The sequence below is a fragment of the Chroococcidiopsis sp. CCNUC1 genome (assembly GCF_023546805.1).
Classification (GTDB): Bacteria; Cyanobacteriota; Cyanobacteriia; order Cyanobacteriales; family Chroococcidiopsidaceae; genus Chroococcidiopsis; species Chroococcidiopsis thermalis.
The window spans coordinates 6,039,534-6,058,070 of record NZ_CP097480.1 but is presented as its reverse complement, the minus strand read 5'-3'; the positions used below and the strand labels follow the sequence as shown (position 1 = coordinate 6,058,070).

Sequence of the window (18,537 nt, the reverse complement as noted above, 5' to 3'; positions counted from 1 at the left end):
AGACTACAATTTAACTCCTATGGGTTTTCTCTACATCAAGGCGGATAGCCTTACAAAACTTTACCTAATTTTGCCCGCTTCCCATACAAAAACTCACATAAAAATCAAAATAAGCAGCCAGACCAGGCTGTACCTGGTCTGTTCGAGGGAGGCTATACGGTCGAAATCTCTTTGTCCTTCTCTGCTAGCAATTCATCAATGCGCTCGATATACTTATTGGTCAACTTTTGCAATCGATCTTGTAGATCTCGCGCTTCGTCCTCAGTCACTTCGCTACTTTTCTCTTGCTTGCGAATCGTCTCCAGCGCATCGCGGCGAATATTACGAATGGCAACCTTACCCTCTTCAGCGTACTTTGCCGCTAGTTTGATAAATTCTTTGCGGCGTTCGCTAGTCAACGGAGGAATATTTAATCGAATTGTAGAACCGTCATTATTAGGAGTTAACCCCACATCTGACATGGAAATAGCTTTTTCAATCGAATTAAGGGTACTGCGATCGAAAGGTTGAATTGTAATCGTAGTTGCATCAGGGGTACTGATGCTAGCTAGCGATTTTAAAGATGTCGGGGAACCATAGTATTCCACCATCACGCGGTCGAGCAGGCTGGCATTAGCACGACCAGTACGAATAGTATTAAAAGAGCGTTGAGTTGCCTCAACAGTTTTTTGCATTGTACTTTCAGCTTCAGCTAACTTCACAAAAACCTCCCACAAGCGTCCCTATAGATTCTCCTATCACAGCGCGGCGAATATTACCTCTCACCGTGAGGTCAAATACCAGAATAGGGATGTTGTTCTCCTTGCACAAGGCGATCGCGGTACTATCCATTACCCGTAAGTCTTGAGCCAAGACATGACCGTATGTCAAGCTTTGATAGCGTTTGGCGTTTGGATTGAGCTGCGGATCGGCATCGTAAACCCCGTCTACCTTCGTTGCTTTAAAAATTACCTCAGCATCTATCTCTGCTGCTCTCAAAGCAGCAGTCGTATCGGTAGTAAAGAAAGGATTACCCGAACCCGCACCAAAAATCACCACCCTGCCTTTTTCTAAATGGCGGATGGCGCGACGGCGAATATATGGTTCTGCAACTTCTTGCATGGCGATCGCAGTTTGTACCCGCGTCTGTACCCCGTTACGTTCTAACGAATCTTGCAACGTGAGGGAATTCATCACGGTAGCAATCATCCCGATATAGTCAGCGGTAGCTCGATCCATACCAGATGCCGATGCTTTGACACCGCGAAAAATGTTGCCACCACCTACGACAACAGCGACTTGCACGCCAAGGGCAACAACTTCTGCGATTTCACCTGCGATTCCTTCGACTACACCTGGGTCAATCCCATAACCCAAGTTACCCATCAGAGCTTCGCCACTGAGCTTGAGCAAAACTCGTTTGTAAGGTTTCAACATACAACTGAAATTTAATTCATATTCGCCTCCCATTAAAGATAGCAGTAGAGGGCAACTCTGTCTCTAGTTTCCCCATTGCAGAGTACAGCCAATGGTTTCTGTAGTAGCAATTGAAATGGGTTGTCCTTGTAGCAATTCCAAAATAGCTTTGCGTAAATAAGGCTGTTTTACTGCTGCTGGTTCTGCGGGGCGATCGTCGATCGCTCCTTGGTAGCGAATGCAGCCTTCGGTATCGATCAAAAAAGACATTGGTGTAGTTTTTGCCCCGAAACTTTCCGTTACGTCTCTGGTAGAGTCCCAGAGATAGGGAAAATTCAGTTGATAGTAGTTGGCAAAGTTTTTCATCTGCTCGAAACGATCTTCGAGATTCTGATTGGCATTAATCCCAATTAAAGTAAAACCTTGGTCTTGCAATTCTATTTGGATTATTTTTAATCTTTCAATATATGACTGCACGTAATCACAACTATGACTCATAAATACAACACCCACAGCTTGAAATTTCTCTAAATAGCGAGCTAGGTGGTGGACTTGAGTATCTATACCACGTAATTCAAAATCGGGTGCATAGCGCACTTTAGGAGGTTGAATGTTAGTTTGAATAGTCATTGTTTTTGAAATAAAAATATTTCTATAACCGATTTAGATGTTCATTAATAGTTAATGGTTAATAAATCTAGCAATCCTATTTGATTCAGGAACGGCTTCTAGCCTGCGGCAGGCTAGAAGCCTGCTTTACAGATCGTTTAGAACTGCTATAGAAATCATTAACTATTAAACATAGCGATCCAAATTGATTTGTAAACCTTTCCCGTGTAGAGACGTTACATGTAACGTCTCTACACGGACAATCGATTTCACGATTCATCTAGAATTGCTGTAGTTACTTTTCCAGTCCTGAACTAATGCTTGATAACCGATTAGTTTATACGCTAATTTCGCTGCCGTGAACTGTGAAACTACTGAATCGGCAACTGGTGCTAATTCCATAATATCCAAGCCAAGGACTTGATGTTTTTCAATGACTTTTCTCAAGAAGGAAAGCAAAGCATACCAGTTCAATCCGCCTGGTTCGGGAGTCCCAACCCCTGGAATCAAAGTTGGATCGATACCGTCTAGATCGATGGTAAGAAAGACTTTTTGAGTTGGAATAGCGGCGATCGCTTTTTCAATCCAATCGGGTTGATTAGCAATTTCTCTGGCGCGAAATACAGTCAGATTTTTCGCTTTAATCAGTTCGGCTTCTTCTTTGCAAATTGCTCGAATCCCAATTTGGACAGTTGGTAAACCCATATCAACCACTCGCCGCATAATACAAGCATGATTGTGGATCGAGCCTTCATATTCATGGCGCAGATCGCCGTGAGCGTCAATTTGCACTACGGTGAAAGGTTCTTCTGGATACGCTTGGCGATATGCCTCGACAACACCTGTTGTAATGCTATGTTCGCCACCTAAAGCAATGACAAATTTTTTGTCTTGAATTAGCTGGTAAACTGTTTCTTGAGTGGATTTCAGCATCTCTTCTGCTGAAACTTGGCGATCGCGAGTATCGGCAATTGAAGGGTACGTATAAATACCGACATCGCAGCCGATCTCCCAGTCAAGTTCTTCATCATAGTATTCCACTTGCTGTGAAGCTTCTAGAATTGCATCGGGACCATTTTCGCAACCACGGCGATAGGTTGTTGTTGCTTCGTAGGGAATCGGTAGGATAACGACTTTAGCAGCATCATAACTTGCTGCAACATCAGCACCGAGAAAGGGAATGACAGAAGTATCTGTTTGAGTTAGCATAAACGGCGATCGAGGAATTGCAACATCACGATCCTGACACACTCCCGCTAAAAGTAGCGATCTGATAGCGGTTTTCGATTGGGTAAACACACGATCTGTAGGGGCGCTTTCTCCGTGCGCCCCTACAAATGTCACGCACGCAATCGAGGTGTTAAGCTATGCCCATCTTTAGCTAAAAGCAACGCCATGCCTTACTAATGACTCATGACAAATGACACATGGCAGCTATAACTTACATGAAGTCATTTATAAAAATCGAAATATGACTGCTTTCGATTATTCTCTTGATTTTAAAACCATTGATTTTCGCCAGCATCCAGAGTTATATCGAGTGGGTAAAGGCGAACAAGGAGTTCTTTTAGTTGAACCATATAAATCAGAAATCTTACCGTACTGGCGATTTAAGACTCCCGATATTGCTAAAGAATCCAGCCAAAAAATATATGAATTATTTCTAAATTATTTAGCAGCAGGTGATTTTGTTGGTGCGGATATGGCGCGAAAGTTTTTACAAATGGGCTACACGCGATCGCGTCGTTATGCAAATCATAAAAGTGGGAGAAAATATAAAAGCAATCCTCAAAAAGTTACTTCTCCAGATGCACAGCTTCAGGCAAGAAAAGAGATTTTGCCTTATGAAGTCGATCCGATTAAAGCTGAGTCTGCGGCAATTTTTAAGGAAAAATGGGTGCAAGCTAAGACAGATGAGAAGTATTTGCAGCTAATGGCAAAGCACAAACAGATGTATGAAGGTTAGGTGATTTTTGTAAGGTGGGCATTGCCCACCCTACCTAGCTTAAATACCAGCATGACCCAATGCTAAGCCAGTCAAGAGCATTCCTAATACCAAAAATGGTTGAGCGCTTGCCTGATATTTGACATCATTTTTCAGCGGATCTCGCAAGAAATACATGTCCTGAAATACGATCTGCGGAATGACTAAAAAGATGAGAATGGTCGCGTACAAGTTTTCACCAATACTGACTAAGTATGCGGCAATTCCCATCTGAAAAATGTCGATCGCCAAGACGCAAATCCAAGCCGCTGTAGAAATACCAAACATCACTGGTAGAGACTTTAACCCTAATTGGCGATCGCCTTCTACACTCTTAAAATCATTTACCACAGCAATTCCCAAGCCTGCCATGCTGTAGATCAGCGTCAAAATTGCGATCGTCCAGTTGAGATCGCCAAATAAAGCATGACCAGTCCACCAAGGTAAGGCAATATAGCTAGCTCCCAAAGCATAATTACCTAACCAACCATTCTGCTTCAGTTTTAGCGGTGGAGCTGAATAGATATACGCTAGGAAAGAACCACCGATTGCCAGGGTTGTAATTGTGAGAAACTGATGTCCTGCCCATAGATCTAAAGCAAAAGCAACTCCCAAACCAGCCACCAGCAGCACGAGAATTTGGGTTACGACTTGGGGAACGGAAATTGCCCCAGAGGGAATCGGACGATAGGGTTCGTTGATTGCGTCGATTTCGCGATCGTAGAAATCATTTAGGGTTTGGGTATAACCCGTCAACAGCGGTCCCGCCAGCAACATAGTAGCAGCGGCAATTAAGACATGTTCCAACGTCCAAGTATACTGTCCCGAAGAAGCCGCCCCACAAATGACGCCCCACATCAAGGGAATCCAGGTAATCGGCTTCATCAATTGCAGGCGAATTTTCCAAATTGAACTTTCGCCAGGACTTGCACCTTTCATGCCTAGTAGCTGCCTAGTTCTACCGCTGCGATCGCTTTGTAAACTAGCAACAGGATTGGTAGCAGACCCAATTTGCTCAGCAGCCTGCTCTGAATTACTATTTGGAAACGCAGAAGAGGGAGTTGGATCTGACATAAAAATAGGGAGTAGGGAGTCGTGGTAATAAGGGCGCACGGCTGTGCGTCCTTATTACTCATAATTACAAAGATACGATCAAATAGCCCTGCTGGAATTTTGCACCAGTTACAGTTTTGCCGCTCAAACCTGGGGGAAGGATAATATTGCGACGATGATCGCCTGCTTCTATAGTAATTTCACCGCCCGATTGAGTCAGCTTGACTTGCTTCTTATCAAATCCTGGTAAAAAGACGCGAACTTGACGTGCTGCTACGTCAATTTCTAGGGGTTTGGGAGCTAGTGCAGGTTGGGTAAAATCTGGTAGAGCATCCATGAGGGATTGCCAGTCGCCAGGAGTCGCAGTCGGAACGCTACTGACTGGCAAAGGCGAAAACTCAGATTTGAGGGCTTCTGTCGCAGTTGTTTGATTGGCGATCGCACCTGCTATGGTTAAGCCGATTAGCTGAGAACTCCCCCACAAATAACGTGCTGTTGCCATACTTGCCGGATTGTCATTCACGACTAAATAAGCTGCAAGGCGTTTGGGGTCGGCAAGGGCAGCTTTTCCCTGCTCTAGGATGTTCGTAACTTTACTCGTCGGTTGGGAAAAGGTGTCACCAGTCCAACTGACATTAAAGATACTGGCTAGGAGGGGCTGGAGAAACGGCGATACCGTTCTCCCCAAGTCGGAATCTGTTATCAACTTACCAAAGCGACGGGCATACCAGCTGAGACTTTCTGGCATTCCCAACACCCGCAGCATCGACGAGTCACCGCTACCGTCAAACACGATCGCGTCATACTTGCCGCTAGCATCATACTCTCGCAGAGCGTTGAGTACCAATGCTTTATCCATTCCTGGCAACACGACCAATTCTTGTCCGTAGACATCCTTAATTATGGGCGTGCGGAGATACTGCGCCTCTAGTTTTTTCACCTCATCCCAGTTGCGTTCCAACAAAGTCGAAGTTTTTAACTGGACGACTTGCAGGTTTGTTGCTACTTCTTGGGGTTCAGCTGCTAGGGATGTATCTAATAACAACCCTAATCCTGGTTGATTGTCATCCGTTGCCAATAAAACGCGCTGTCCTTGACTTGCTAGACGCTTGGCAGCTGCGATCGCGATTGTCGTGCGTCCAGTCCCACCCTTGCCCAAAAATGTCAAAATGAGGGGCATTGTTTGCTTTCCTGATGAGTGCAAATAAGTTATGTCTGGTCAAGTTTCCCTCACGAAAACCCTTCCAGACATCTTCCCAGTCACGTAGGTTTAATTTCGTCTTCAAAAAACCAGGTGCTATAGTTGTCATCAAACTGCACTACAACACCAACGCCGCTACCGTCAGTCATTCTAAAACCCTTGACAGTACCGACTTGTCCGAGTCGCTTGACAACGGGGGGAGATACTCTATCTCTCAGGCGATATACTTTAACTTTCTGTCCGATTTCCATTCCAGTACTGCAATTCGTCACGAACCATGAATCAGTGTAGCTGAATTGGGCGCTTTCTGGGACATGGGGGAGCAGGGAGTAGGGGGTAGGGAGTAGGGAGGGACAAGGGGGACAAGGGAGACAAGGGAGACAAGGGGGACAAGGGAGTAGGGAGGGACAAGGGGACAAGGGGGACAAGGGAGACAAGGGAGACAAGGGAGACAAGGGAGACAAGGGAGACAAGGGAGCAACTACCAATTACCCATTACCAACTACCAACTACCAATGTCCCACACCCCACACCCTTTCTTCACTGCTCGTGCGCTCCCTGACAACTGACTTGACTTTGAAACGACGGTGTGAAAGAGTATCTTGTAACTTTTTGTGGGAAACTAATTCATGCTTCATTTGGTCTTATTCGTTAGTCATCAAAACGATCTCGGCGAAGGCAACTTTTGCTTTGAGCGTAGCTAACGCAATTTAAAGGCTGATGTTGCTGTCAAGCAAATTTTTTATTCTAGTGTTGTCAAAACTCCTATAGCTTGGGCTTAATGCTAACTCCACTGCTCGGTTTGATTCTAGGAATAGCTATCTTACTAGAGGCGACTTTAGCCTACAGAGGAGGTTATTTCCTCCTGCTCCCGCCAATTGCTAGCAGGAAAAAAAGCCATGTTTTGCTGGCAAGCGGCAAAGTTGCGATCGCAATCGCTCTCGCGATCGGCATGTTAGGTTACTTTAACCTAATTAATGCTCCTCTATTACGCCAGATTAGGATTGCGCTCATCGTTATGGGACTCCTACCAATTGCTACAGGCTTGCTGCAAGGGAACATCCATCGGCGTTCGGTAAAAGAAGTTATTTATCTAGTTCAAAATTTAGTTAAAGATCTGAAGCGATCGCTGCTAGTTAAGCCTCAAATATGGACAAAATTCTATCTACTTAGGACTCTAGTACAGCGTGACTTAGATGCGCGGTATAAAGGATCGATTCTAGGGAATATCTGGCCCTTGTTAAACCAACTTTCACAATTACTAATTTACACTTATGTATTTTCAATTGTGATGAAGGTCAGGCTTAACTTAAAAGGGCTACCAGAAAATAATAGTTTGACATTTGGTTTGTGGTTGTTTGCTGGATTGTTGCCTTGGATAGCTTTTACCAACGGACTGTTACAATCTTCAAACTCAGTTGTCAACAATACTAACCTAGTTAAGAAAGTTGTTTTTCCTTTGTCTCTCCTGCCTTTAGTACCAGTGCTATCTGCATTTGTAGAAAGTACGTTTGGTTTAATGGCATTGATTTTTTTAGTAGCAGTCACCACAAAAACGATCCACATCACGCTATTGCTGCTACCTCTGCTTTGGCTGACTCAAATACTATTTACATCAGGACTAGCGTATATTGCCGCAGGACTCACAGTATTTTTGCGAGATATTCCTCAAACTCTAGCAGTTATTCTAAATATCTGGTTATATTTAGCGCCAATTGTTTATCCCGAATCTCTCATTCCACCTCAAATTAGAGACTGGGTATTCTGGTTAAATCCAATGGCAACGATCGCGGAAACTTATCGAGGCTTGGTGTTAGTGGGAGAAGTGAAGCATTGGGGAGAGTGGGCAATTGCTGGCATAGTTTCTATAGTTGTGTTCGCAGGTGGCTTTTGGGTATACAAGAAGTTACGTCCAGCTTTTGCCGATGTCCTCTAGTTTTGCCTAGCAGCGTGTGATGAGTGAGATTGCAATTTCCGTAAAACAGGTCTCGAAGTGCTACAGGTGTTACAACCGCCCGATAGATCGACTCAAAGAGATTTTATTACCTGGCAAGAGCCGCGCCCAAGAATTCTGGGCGTTAAAAGATATCAGCCTAGAGGTAACAAAAGGAGAAACTGTAGGAATTATCGGTCAAAATGGCTCTGGTAAAAGTACGTTATTGCAAGTTATTGCTGGAACGCTAACACCTACAACAGGTGAAGTTTATGTTAGCGGTCGAGTTTCAGCTTTACTTGAGTTAGGGAGTGGGTTTAATCCAGAGTTTACCGGACGGCAAAATGTCTTTTTCAACGGACAGATTCTAGGTTTAAGTAGGACAGAAATAGAAGCTAAGTTTGATGAGATTGTCTCTTTTGCAGAGATTGGCGAGTTTATGGAACAACCCGTCAAAACCTATTCTAGTGGTATGTTTGTCCGCTTAGCTTTTGCTGTCGCGATTAATGTCAATCCCGAAATTTTAATTGTGGATGAAGCACTAGCTGTAGGAGATGGCGTGTTCGTACATCGGTGTATGGCAAAAATTCGGGAATTTCAAGATAATGGTGGGACAATTTTATATGTATCTCACGATGTGGGGGCAGTCTCGCGCCTTTGCTCAAAAGCACTTTGGATGAATCAAGGAATCGTTGTCGATAGTGGCAAGCCAGCGGAAGTTTGCAAGCATTATCAAGCTTGGGTACACGAAGAAGTGAACAAGCGGACTGCTTCACACCTCCACGATCGCCCAGATGTTCCCCATAGTATAGCTATTAACAATCAGAATGATGAAAATATCGACATCAAGAAAATAACAATTAAAGAAATTAATCCTTTTACTAATAAAAAGTTTTTATCGTTTGCTAATTATGAAAGATTTGGTACGGGACGAGCAGAAATAGAAGATGTTTGTTTGTTAGGAGCAAACGATCGCCCGATTCAATTAGTTTATCCCGGCGACATTGTTAAAGTCAGAATTACCACATTTAGACACGATATCGTCAGAAAACCTAACGTTGGTATTGCTTTATTAGATCGATTGCGAACCGTACTTTCAGGTTGGAGTACCGAACTTTTAGATAAAGAATTTGCCGATTACTGGTTATCAAAATCGGAAATTGGTAGAGCTACAGTCGAATTCGAGTTTATTTGGCCCCACCTCGCCGGAGGTAGCTATGCCTTTGATATTGCCTTTGGCGATGGTCCTCACGAAAATTTAGAGATGCTCGATTGGATTCAAAATGCAACTACTATCCAAGCAGCAGTCAATGATTTCGTCGATGGTGTATTCCAAGTCGCAGGTAGGCAGATCAGACTATGTGAGGAACTCGCATGTACGGGACAATCGATAAATTTTTAAATTATTTTTTAAATCGTAAATTTTTAAAATCTAGATTAGAAAATTGGATGAAAGCGTGGATAGATAATTATTTAAGTCAAAAGCTAGCTCAAGGCGATTGGCAAGAACAAATTGATAGTTATTTAAATCAAAAACTAGCTCAAGCCGATTTAGAGAAATGCATCGAGCAAGTGCAATTGAATCATTATTTAGTTTATGGCGATCCCCAAAGACTTAAACTATCGGCATCGTGTGTGGTCAATAATGCTCTATTTAACTTATCTTCTGGCACTATATGCATAGGAGAAGATGTTTTTTTCGGTCATAACGTGAGCTTGATTACTGGAACCCACGATTACAACAAGTTTGGTAAAGCCAGAATGTATGATTTTCCGATTGAAGGAAATGATATTGCGATTGAGGAGGGAGTGTGGATAGCTAGCAACGTTACAGTCATTGGTCCTTGCAAGATTGGCAAGCATTCTGTAGTTGCAGCAGGTGCAGTTGTCAAAGGCGATGTTCCCAGCTATCAAATTGTGGCGGGAGTTCCGGCAAAAATAGTTAAAACAATCGCACCTACGGATGAGTTGTTAGATCCAAAAAAATTAAGCTAGAAATAGTAGGTTAATCTCAGAGTTAGTCCGCAATGATTGAAGCGAATAATCCAGAAATAAATATTGAGGAATTAAAACAAAAAATTACAGAGGAAGTTTCTCGACGACAGCCAGATTTGCTGACGGTATTACAGCACGATCGCCATGTCAACGGGGCGATCGCTAAAGAAGTTGTCAATATCAGCCACATAGAAGCATTAGCGAGTAATGCGGAATTCAAAGCTCAAGTCCGCACTCATTGGCCCAAAAAGTTCGATCGCTTTCCCTTTAATGTAGGTTGGTTAAAAAAGTACAGCCTCAAAATTTACAACTTTATTCAGAAAGAGCAGCGAGTCGTTAATTTTTCTCTCAGTCAAGGATTAAGAGAAGTCGCGGCAATCGAGCAACGGCTGAGCGAACAAGTAGCTGAGTTAAAAACCCAAATGAGCAGCATGAGCGATCGCCTCAGTTCTACAGAAGCACGGATAGCTCAATTAGGCGATCGCCTCGGTTCGAGCGAATCGCAGCTGGCTCGGATTAGAGAGCGGCTCAATAGCGTCACCCAAGAGCAAGTAACTCAGATTCATGCTACTCAAGAGCAAGTCAAGCAAAACCGAGAACGCTTAAACGCCAGCGAGGAGCGCGTCAGTCAAAATAGCGCTCGCATCCATGCGAGTGAATTCAACTTAGAGCAATTCAGCGATCGCCTCAAGTTGACTGAAGAAGGATTGAATGGTATTGGTATTCGTATTAGTAGCATGGACGCTCACTTGCTGGCGATCGAAGACCGTCACAACCGAAACGATAGCTATCTCAAAAATGATTTAGCACAGCAGAAGCGATTGATTACTCTGTTTCTCGAAGAAGCACGGCAACGCCTACCAGGAGCTTTTAGTCAAGAGCATTTAACCAACTTTTTCGATGAAAACCAGCACTCGTTAGATGCCTTTTATGCTGCTTTTGAAGAACAATTTCGCGGCTCGCGGGAAGACATTACGAATAAACTCAAAGTTTACTTGCCGAAGATTGCCGCAGCCAACGTAGGCACGCCAGACGCACCAATTTTAGATGTAGGATGCGGACGGGGTGAATGGCTAGAACTTCTCCGTGACAATGGATATACGGCAAAAGGACTCGATATTAACCGAGTCACGATCGAACAATGTCAGTCTAGGGGACTGGAGGCGATCGAGTCCGATGTCATTACTTACCTGCGATCGCTACCTGAAAATAGCTTGGGAGCCGTGACTGGTTTTCATATTATCGAACACTTGTCTTTTGCGCAGTTGCTCAATTTAATTACAGAAGTCTTGCGAGTTTTACAACCAAATGGAACCGCTATTTTTGAAACGCCAAATCCGCAAAATTTACTCGTAGGTGCTTGTGACTTTTATTCCGATCCGACTCACCAAAGACCCCTTTACCCAGAAAGTATGCAATTCTTGTTTACCTATCAAGGCTTGCATAACGTCCAACTCCTACACTTAAACCCAGTAGAATCTAGTCCTTTCGATCGCGAAGAGCCAGAAATGCGAATCCTGCATAACTGGTTTTTTGGTCCCCGTGATTATGCCCTTATTGGATATAAAGTATGAAGCCACTGGCGATTGTAATCCCTTGGTTTGGTAAAGCTTTAAAAGGCGGCGCAGAACAACAGGCTTGGCAGATCGCCTCTCGTTTAGTGCGACGAGGACACAAAGTTGAAATTATCACGACTTGCTGCCAAGCCTTCGATCGCAACTGGGCAGAGAATCATCATAAGCCTGGATTGAGTCAAGAGGAAGGGATTGCAATTCGTCGGTTCAAGGTCGTCCGCACCGACCACGATGCTTTCAATCAAGTCAATCATCTGATGCTGAGAGTACCGCCTGCGCAGTTCAAACCAGGAGTCAGTCCAGTCAGCTTAGATGATGCCGCAATATTTTGCGCGGAGAGTATCAGTTCTCCTCAACTACTACACTTTCTCAAAACTCATCACCATCACTATCAAGCATTTTTATTCATCCCCTATCTATACGGTCCAATTTTAAATGGACTGTCACTTGTTGCCGATCGCGCTTTTTTACAACCCTGTTTGCATGACGAAGCTTATGCTTATTTGCCGCAAGTCGAGCAGATGTTTCACCTAGCACGCGGGTTATTATTTAATAGCGAAGGTGAAGAGCAACTTGCTAAAAAGCTATACGGTGCTGGGATTATTCCTAAAAGTTATGTCGTTGGGGAGGGAATAGAAGTCGGACAGCATGACGATCCAACTCTAAGTCATATTGGCAATTTAGCACTCAAAAAAGATCGCTATATTCTCTATCTCGGTCGCCGAGATGCAACAAAAAATACAGATTTCTTAGTCAGAGCTTATGCTACTTTCAAGCAGAAGTATCCAGACTCTAGTTTGCAATTAATTTTAGCTGGTTCGGGAGAAACATCATTTCACGATGCTGCGCCAGAGTTAACCGATCTTGGTTTGGTGTCAGAAAGCGAGAAAGAAGCACTGCTGGCAAATTGCTTAGCTTTATTTCAACCCAGTCGGAATGAGAGTTACTCTCGCGTCATGATGGAAGCTTGGTTTTACGGACGACCCGTAGTCGTACATCAAGATTGCTTGGCAACTGCAAGTGCTGTCAAGAGTGCGCGGGGAGGTTGGCTAGCAGCAACAGAAATTGAATGGGCAGAGATGTTTGCCCAAATCGATCGCGCTGGAATGGAACAGCTAGCAGAATACGGTGCAAACGGTCAAGACTATGCTAAAAAAAATGCGAGTTGGGATGGAGTCATCGATCGCTACGAAACTATTTTAGGACTGACAGCTATTCCAGCCACTTCCCCACAACCGCAACAGAGACAACTAAAAGAAATTCATCAACTGATGGCTGGTTTTTCTTACGGAGATGCCATTTCTAACCATGCTAGGTGGATTAGAAACTATTTACAAGCCCTTGGTTACAAGTCGGAGATTTTTGCCGAACATTTAGACCCACGCGCCACCCATGAAGCCAAAAGACCCCATGCTAAAAGTATCGGTCAACAGGCTGGATTGATTTATCATCACTCGATTGGCTGCGAAGTCACAGAATATGCGATCGCTCATCCTAGTTCTAAGTGTCTGATTTACCACAACATCACGCCTGCTGAGTTTTTCCGGTCGTATCGCCCCGACGTTGCCCAACTGTTAGAACAAGGTCGGGCTGAATTAAACCAACTTGCCCAACATTTTCCCCTCTCAGTTGGAGTTTCCACATATAACGCCTCTGAACTGGCGGAATCTGGATTTACCGCACCAGGTATACTTCCCATACCCGTAGACCCAAAAAAATGGGATATGGCAGCAGATCCACAGTTAATGCAACAGTTACAGGATGGGAAAACTAATCTTCTCTTTGTCGGGCGCGTCTCGCCTCACAAGCGCCAAGACCACCTTCTAGAAGCTTTTGCCCATTACTTGACAATGGATCGAGAGGCAAGATTGATTCTCATCGGTGGCGGTGACATTAACGATCCATACTATCACCACGTCACGAGCTTGATGCATCGGTTGCACGTCACGAATTACGTGATGATTCCAGGGCAAGTCAACGATGCCCAACTCTTAGCCTTTTATCGTACTGCTCACCTCTTTTGGTCGATGAGCGAACATGAAGGATTTTGCGTTCCTCTAGTTGAGGCGATGTGGTTTGACGTGCCGATTCTGGCGTATAAAAGCAGTGCGATTCCTGAGACATTAGGTAAAGCTGGGCTGATGTTTACCAATAAGGAAAACTTGATTGAAATTGCAGCACTGGCAAAGATTCTTGTTAAAGATAACCCGTTAAGAGAAAAGGTGTTAACTGCTCAGCGCCAACAGCGAAACAAGTTTTCGCCTCCCGCAGTTATTGAGAAGTTAAATAAAATCGTCCTAATGATGGAGGAAAATTTTAGTCATGAGCTATCTGAGTCAACTCTTAAATCTCTCAAGCAAAGCTAGCAAAAAAATTGGGGAAATCTCTGATTCGCTTTCAAATAAACGCTCCACCTCAGAATCAGAAACATTATCAGACCGAGAATTTTTAGTAGATGCTTATCGCAAACTTTTAGGACGAGAGGCTGATGAAGATGGGTTAAAACATTACATTAAGCTTCTCCAAACTGGTTACAGCAGAACCGACGTACTCATGAGCTTAGTTCAGTCGGATGAGTTTATTAATAAAGTTTTAAAAGATAATATTAGGATTCAAAATTTACGGGAACTCAGACCAGAACGTTATTACGCAGTGGAAGATCTTTTACAGCCTAATAATGCTTTGGTCTTTTCTGTAGAAAACCTCAATGATTTTGATTGGCTAGAAAGCATGATTCTCAAACACGGTTATTATGAAAAACCGGGTGTATGGGGTTTTAGAATTGATAAAGATAAGAAAGTCATGGCTGAAATTATGTCAGCCTTCCAACCCAAAAGAGCTTTGGAAATAGGCTGTGCTAATGGAACTATTCTGCAATGTTTGCATGAGATGAACATCCATTGCGAAGGAATAGAAATTAGCTCGATGGCAATTGATAAAGCTTTTCCTGACATCAAAAATAATATCCATCATGGAGACTTGTTAGAACTAGAGCTTTCGGAAAAATACGATCTCATTTTTGGTTTGGATATATTTGAACACTTAAACCCCAACAAACTACACGACTATCTCGATCGCATAGATCGAATATTAGTTGATGGCGGTTACTTATTTGGCAATATTCCGGCATTTGGCGAAGATCCAATATTTGGAACGGTTTTTCCTATTTATATCAAAGAGTGGGAACAAGATATTGCTGAAGAAAAGCCTTTTAACTTGCTTCACGTTGATAAAGACGGCTATCCGATTAACGGACATTTAATTTGGGCTGATTGGCACTGGTGGGTAAAACAATTTGAACAACATGGTTTTCAACGAGAAGTAGAAGTTGAAAAAGTTCTGCACAAAAAGTATGATGCTTACATGGAAAAAACATCGATCGCGAGAAAGTCATACTTTGTTTTTTCTAAACGTGGAGAGCAGCAAAAAACAGAAGCGATCGCCGAGCGGATTAGTTCGCGATCGTCAAAAGTTTTATGATTTCAATCAGAAGCTCGGTCGGAATATGAGTAGCGTAATTGCTACTCTAATTAGAGTTTTTTTAGAGTTTTTTATTGTCAGCATTTCATAGTAAAAAATAGTATAATATCTGCCTTAAGGTAGATAAAAAAGGCGATAATTTTTGAAAAAATCATCTGAAATTTTAAAATTTAAAGCTAGCAAGATGAATGCCAAAAACATTTTTGCCAAAGTAGCTCCCAAGTCTGTAAAAACAATCGTTAAAAAGTTGGCTAAACCCGAATTAAACGCTCAAACTCGCTCTCATGAAAGCTTGCCTGAAATGGAGACGCTCTCTGACGAAAGCTATTTAAGAATGGCATATAAAGTCATATTTGAGCGCGAAATTGACTCGGAGGGGTTAGCAAACTGGTTGAACGCGCTTGATAAGGGCTTGAGTCGAACTGCTCTAGTGAGGATGTTAGTCGATTCTATTGAATTTCAACTACGTCCATTGAGTAAGAAAGACTATTGGCATCTGCTCAATGCCAAGCTTCATCACGCTAGATTTAAACTGATTAGAACGGTGCTTCCAGAAGCAAAAGTTATTCTAGACTTGGGAGGAGCTTCTACTGGTGACGCTAGAGGTGCTTTATTAAGCTTTGGCTATCCGTATTTACCGGAAAAAATATATATTGCCGACTTACCTCCCGATGAAAGGATGCTCAATGCTTCTGAGTTGACACAACATATTAAATACAAAAGTTGCGACATTAATTATGTCTATACAAGCATGAGCGACCTATCCTCATTTGAGGAAGGTTCTTTCGATCTAGTTTGGTCGGGACAATCGATAGAACACGTAACTCAAGAAGATGCTGAAAAAGTGTTTGCTCAAGCATACAAATTGTTGAAACCAGGGGGCAAGCTGGCACTGGATACTCCCAATCGTTCTGCAACTCAAATACAGTGTCCTAAAGGTTATATTCATCCAGAACATAAAATTGAATACTTTTACAGTGACTTGTGCCAAATTTTAGAGAGGCACAATTTTAAGATTGTTGAAACAAAAGGTCTGATCGATCTGTCTAAAACTATTGATAAGAACTTGGATATGAAACATTTTTGTGAGGAGGCTATTAGTGGTGAGGCTTTGAACGATCGACCAGAAAAGTCATATTGTTTTTATATGTGCTGTATGCGAAGTTGCGATATTTAAACAACCAAAGATGCGATCGCGAGATGCTTTATGGGTTCCATCTATAAAGACGGAAAGGCATACTTGATGCTAAACAATGGTGTAAGAGAGAGTTGGTGGATTTGCTAACGCTGACGCTCAGCTACTCGACATATTTGTAGATATTGACAATAAATAGCGGTTGTCAAGGCGATCGCTATGAATGTATATTGTCTGAAACTTTATAAAAGTTTAGACATGTAGTCTAGTGTAGTGTGGTGTGACATGAGTAAAGCTAATCCAATCTATATTCTCGGAGCAGGTCCAGCAGGACTAGCAGCGGCTTACATCTTAACTCAAAAAGGTCAGCCAGTCGTAGTAGTAGAAAGAGATACGAGGGTAGGCGGATTAGCAAAAAGTATCGAATATCAAGGCTTTATTCTAGATTTTGGTCCGCATCGCTTTTTCACCAAACTCGCTCCCGTACTCAAACTTTGGAGTGAAGTCTTAGGAAAAGATCGAGTCACTGTCAATCGCTTGACACGCATCTACTATGGGGGAAAGTATTTCAGCTATCCGCTTAAAGCGAAAGAAGCTCTACTGACGATGGGACCGATTGAGAGCGTCAAGATTCTCGTTTCATATGCTCAATCGCAGTTATTTCCCAATCGCCATCCCCGCAATTTTGCCCAATGGGTGACAAGTAGATTTGGTCGGCGGCTATTTGAAATATTTTTTCAGGCTTACACGGAAAAACTTTGGGGCATACCCTGTACGGAAATTAGTGCAGATTGGGCGGCGCAACGCATTAAAGGCTTATCTTTATTGAAAGCAGCTCGCAGTGCTTTATTGGGTAACGATGGCAAAGTCAAAACACTGATCGATCGCTTTGAATTTCCTCGGTTAGGTTCGGGTCAATTGTATGAAAAAATCGGTGAATACCTGCGCCAGCACAATCAAAGCGTGTTGTTAAACACAGAAGTCGTACAGGTTCACCACGATAACTCTCAAGTTACTCAAATCACATTAAGAAATCGCCAGACAGGAGAGGAGTCAACAGTCAACTGCGGTGGTGTAATTTCTTCCGTACCCATTAGTTTGTTGGTGCAGCAAATGAATCCAACTGCACCATCAGAGGCGATCGCAGCTGCTAAGTCTCTCAAATTTCGCAATACAATTTTGGTCTATTTGATCGTTGAAGGCAATAACTTATTCCCAGATAACTGGCTTTACATTAACGAGCCAAGCGTGCAATTAGGACGAGTCACCAATTTTGCGAATTGGTCGCCTGAGATGCTGCCAAACCAGCATCAAACACCATTGTGCTGCGAGTATTGGTGCAACTACGACGAACCGATGTGGCAGCAACCAGAAGCAGAATTGTTAGAGCGAGCAGAACGAGAACTGCGCAAAATTGGACTTTTACATCAAGAAAAAGTTTCTGGTGGATTTGTCGTTCGCTTACCCCGCACTTACCCAATTTATGCAGGTAACTATCAACAAGCACTAAGCGATATTCAGTCGTATTTGCAGCCATTTTCTAATCTTCAATTAGTCGGAAGATACGGTGCATTTAAATACAATAATCAAGACCATAGCTTATTGATGGGGATTCTAGCCGCAGAAAATGTTTTGAGTCCCGGCAAGCACAATCTTTGGTCGGTTAATTCAGATAGCGAATACCAAGAAGAAGCTAGTGCCACCGCTAAGACCACCACACATAAGACGGTGAAAAAACCTCGCCAACAAAAGACACTCAAAGTCTTGAAAGAATTTGGTGGCTACGTCTTTACAGGTGGAGCCGCAACAGTCGTTGATGTCGCGATCTTTTCATTGCTCGTTCAATCTGGCGTTTGGTCTGTCTCAGCCTTGTGTGTCAGCTATTTTATGGGATTGACGACTAATTTTTGGCTGAGCCGTCGCTTTGTTTTCGGGATCTATTGGAAGAACTGGCTAATTCAGTATGCCGTGTTTGCCACAGTTGCCCTCAACAGCTTGCTGGCAAATTTAGGATTGTTACAACTTTTAATGGACGATGCTGGTTGGAATGCTACTGCTGCCCGTTTGGTCAGTGCTGCTTGTGTAGCTCTACTTAGCTTTACGGGACACAAGATGTATTCTTTTGCGTCAAATCAACAGGAGTTTGTTCGCAAGCCTGAATAAATTGTCGTACATCAA

17 protein-coding genes are annotated in these 18,537 nt (G+C 43.1%); 9 read left to right on the top strand and 8 right to left on the bottom strand.

All coding sequences use genetic code 11. The features are described from left to right. Positions 1-152: 152 nt before the first annotated feature. The 4 genes from frr to speB all read right to left on the bottom strand — a co-directional run bounded on the left by frr (position 153) and on the right by speB (position 3,213). Positions 153-701: a ribosome recycling factor gene (gene frr / locus M5J74_RS28060; protein WP_015157164.1), complete on the bottom strand. Its 549-nt coding sequence runs from the start codon at positions 699-701 to the stop codon at positions 153-155. Next, positions 688-1,416, bottom strand: coding sequence for a UMP kinase (gene pyrH / locus M5J74_RS28055; RefSeq protein ID WP_041463533.1), 729 nt, complete (start codon positions 1,414-1,416; stop codon positions 688-690). Before pyrH ends, frr begins: the two co-directional genes overlap by 14 nt. A gap of 63 nt (positions 1,417-1,479) precedes the next feature. After that, entirely contained in the window at positions 1,480-2,025 is a 546-nt protein-coding gene (locus M5J74_RS28050; protein WP_015157162.1) for a thioredoxin family protein, read from the bottom strand. Between the two features lie 255 nt (positions 2,026-2,280). Further along, positions 2,281-3,213, bottom strand: a complete 933-nt coding sequence (gene speB, locus M5J74_RS28045) for an agmatinase (protein ID WP_371934094.1) — start codon at positions 3,211-3,213, stop codon at positions 2,281-2,283. Positions 3,214-3,424: 211 nt separating this feature from the next. Here speB and M5J74_RS28040 point away from each other — a divergent pair, with 211 nt between their 5' ends. Beyond that, positions 3,425-3,970: a DUF4385 domain-containing protein gene (locus M5J74_RS28040; RefSeq protein ID WP_199755356.1), complete on the top strand. Its 546-nt coding sequence runs from the start codon at positions 3,425-3,427 to the stop codon at positions 3,968-3,970. Positions 3,971-4,009: 39 nt separating this feature from the next. Here the strand turns inward: M5J74_RS28040 and chlG are convergent, their stop codons facing one another. From chlG to M5J74_RS32960, 4 genes are all read right to left on the bottom strand, one after another. Further along, complete coding sequence (chlG, locus tag M5J74_RS28035; protein WP_250014527.1) at positions 4,010-5,062, bottom strand: chlorophyll synthase ChlG; 1,053 nt, start codon at positions 5,060-5,062, stop codon at positions 4,010-4,012. A 64-nt stretch (positions 5,063-5,126) separates the two neighbouring features. After that, on the bottom strand, positions 5,127-6,221 hold the full coding sequence (locus M5J74_RS28030; protein ID WP_015157158.1) for an ArsA family ATPase: 1,095 nt from the start codon (positions 6,219-6,221) through the stop codon (positions 5,127-5,129). A gap of 80 nt (positions 6,222-6,301) precedes the next feature. Beyond that, positions 6,302-6,493, bottom strand: a complete 192-nt coding sequence (locus M5J74_RS28025; protein ID WP_015157157.1) for a DUF2862 domain-containing protein — start codon at positions 6,491-6,493, stop codon at positions 6,302-6,304. A 258-nt stretch (positions 6,494-6,751) separates the two neighbouring features. Then, complete coding sequence (locus M5J74_RS32960) at positions 6,752-6,880, bottom strand: hypothetical protein (RefSeq protein ID WP_256498640.1); 129 nt, start codon at positions 6,878-6,880, stop codon at positions 6,752-6,754. A 509-nt stretch (positions 6,881-7,389) separates the two neighbouring features. On the opposite strand from M5J74_RS32960, the gene M5J74_RS28020 reads away from it, so the two are divergent. The 8 genes from M5J74_RS28020 (at position 7,390) to M5J74_RS27985 (ending at position 18,522) form a co-directional block, all read left to right on the top strand. Next, positions 7,390-8,178, top strand: coding sequence for an ABC transporter permease (locus M5J74_RS28020; RefSeq protein ID WP_371934093.1), 789 nt, complete (start codon positions 7,390-7,392; stop codon positions 8,176-8,178). 19 nt (positions 8,179-8,197) lie between these two features. Continuing rightward, a complete protein-coding gene (locus M5J74_RS28015; protein WP_015157155.1) occupies positions 8,198-9,577 on the top strand; it encodes an ABC transporter ATP-binding protein in 1,380 nt (459 codons plus the stop codon). A 47-nt stretch (positions 9,578-9,624) separates the two neighbouring features. Then, positions 9,625-10,170: an acyltransferase gene (locus M5J74_RS28010; protein WP_199755355.1), complete on the top strand. Its 546-nt coding sequence runs from the start codon at positions 9,625-9,627 to the stop codon at positions 10,168-10,170. 32 nt (positions 10,171-10,202) lie between these two features. Continuing rightward, entirely contained in the window at positions 10,203-11,744 is a 1,542-nt protein-coding gene (locus M5J74_RS28005) for a bifunctional 2-polyprenyl-6-hydroxyphenol methylase/3-demethylubiquinol 3-O-methyltransferase UbiG (protein WP_250014523.1), read from the top strand. Then, positions 11,741-14,110, top strand: coding sequence for a glycosyltransferase (locus M5J74_RS28000; RefSeq protein ID WP_250014514.1), 2,370 nt, complete (start codon positions 11,741-11,743; stop codon positions 14,108-14,110). The genes M5J74_RS28005 and M5J74_RS28000 overlap by 4 nt, the downstream gene beginning before the upstream one ends. Continuing rightward, complete coding sequence (locus tag M5J74_RS27995) at positions 14,067-15,224, top strand: DUF4214 domain-containing protein (protein ID WP_250014513.1); 1,158 nt, start codon at positions 14,067-14,069, stop codon at positions 15,222-15,224. Before M5J74_RS28000 ends, M5J74_RS27995 begins: the two co-directional genes overlap by 44 nt. A gap of 184 nt (positions 15,225-15,408) precedes the next feature. Then, positions 15,409-16,401: a methyltransferase domain-containing protein gene (locus tag M5J74_RS27990; protein ID WP_106168306.1), complete on the top strand. Its 993-nt coding sequence runs from the start codon at positions 15,409-15,411 to the stop codon at positions 16,399-16,401. Positions 16,402-16,644: 243 nt separating this feature from the next. Then, complete coding sequence (locus M5J74_RS27985) at positions 16,645-18,522, top strand: GtrA family protein (RefSeq protein ID WP_250014511.1); 1,878 nt, start codon at positions 16,645-16,647, stop codon at positions 18,520-18,522. The last annotated feature ends 15 nt before the right edge of the window (positions 18,523-18,537 follow it).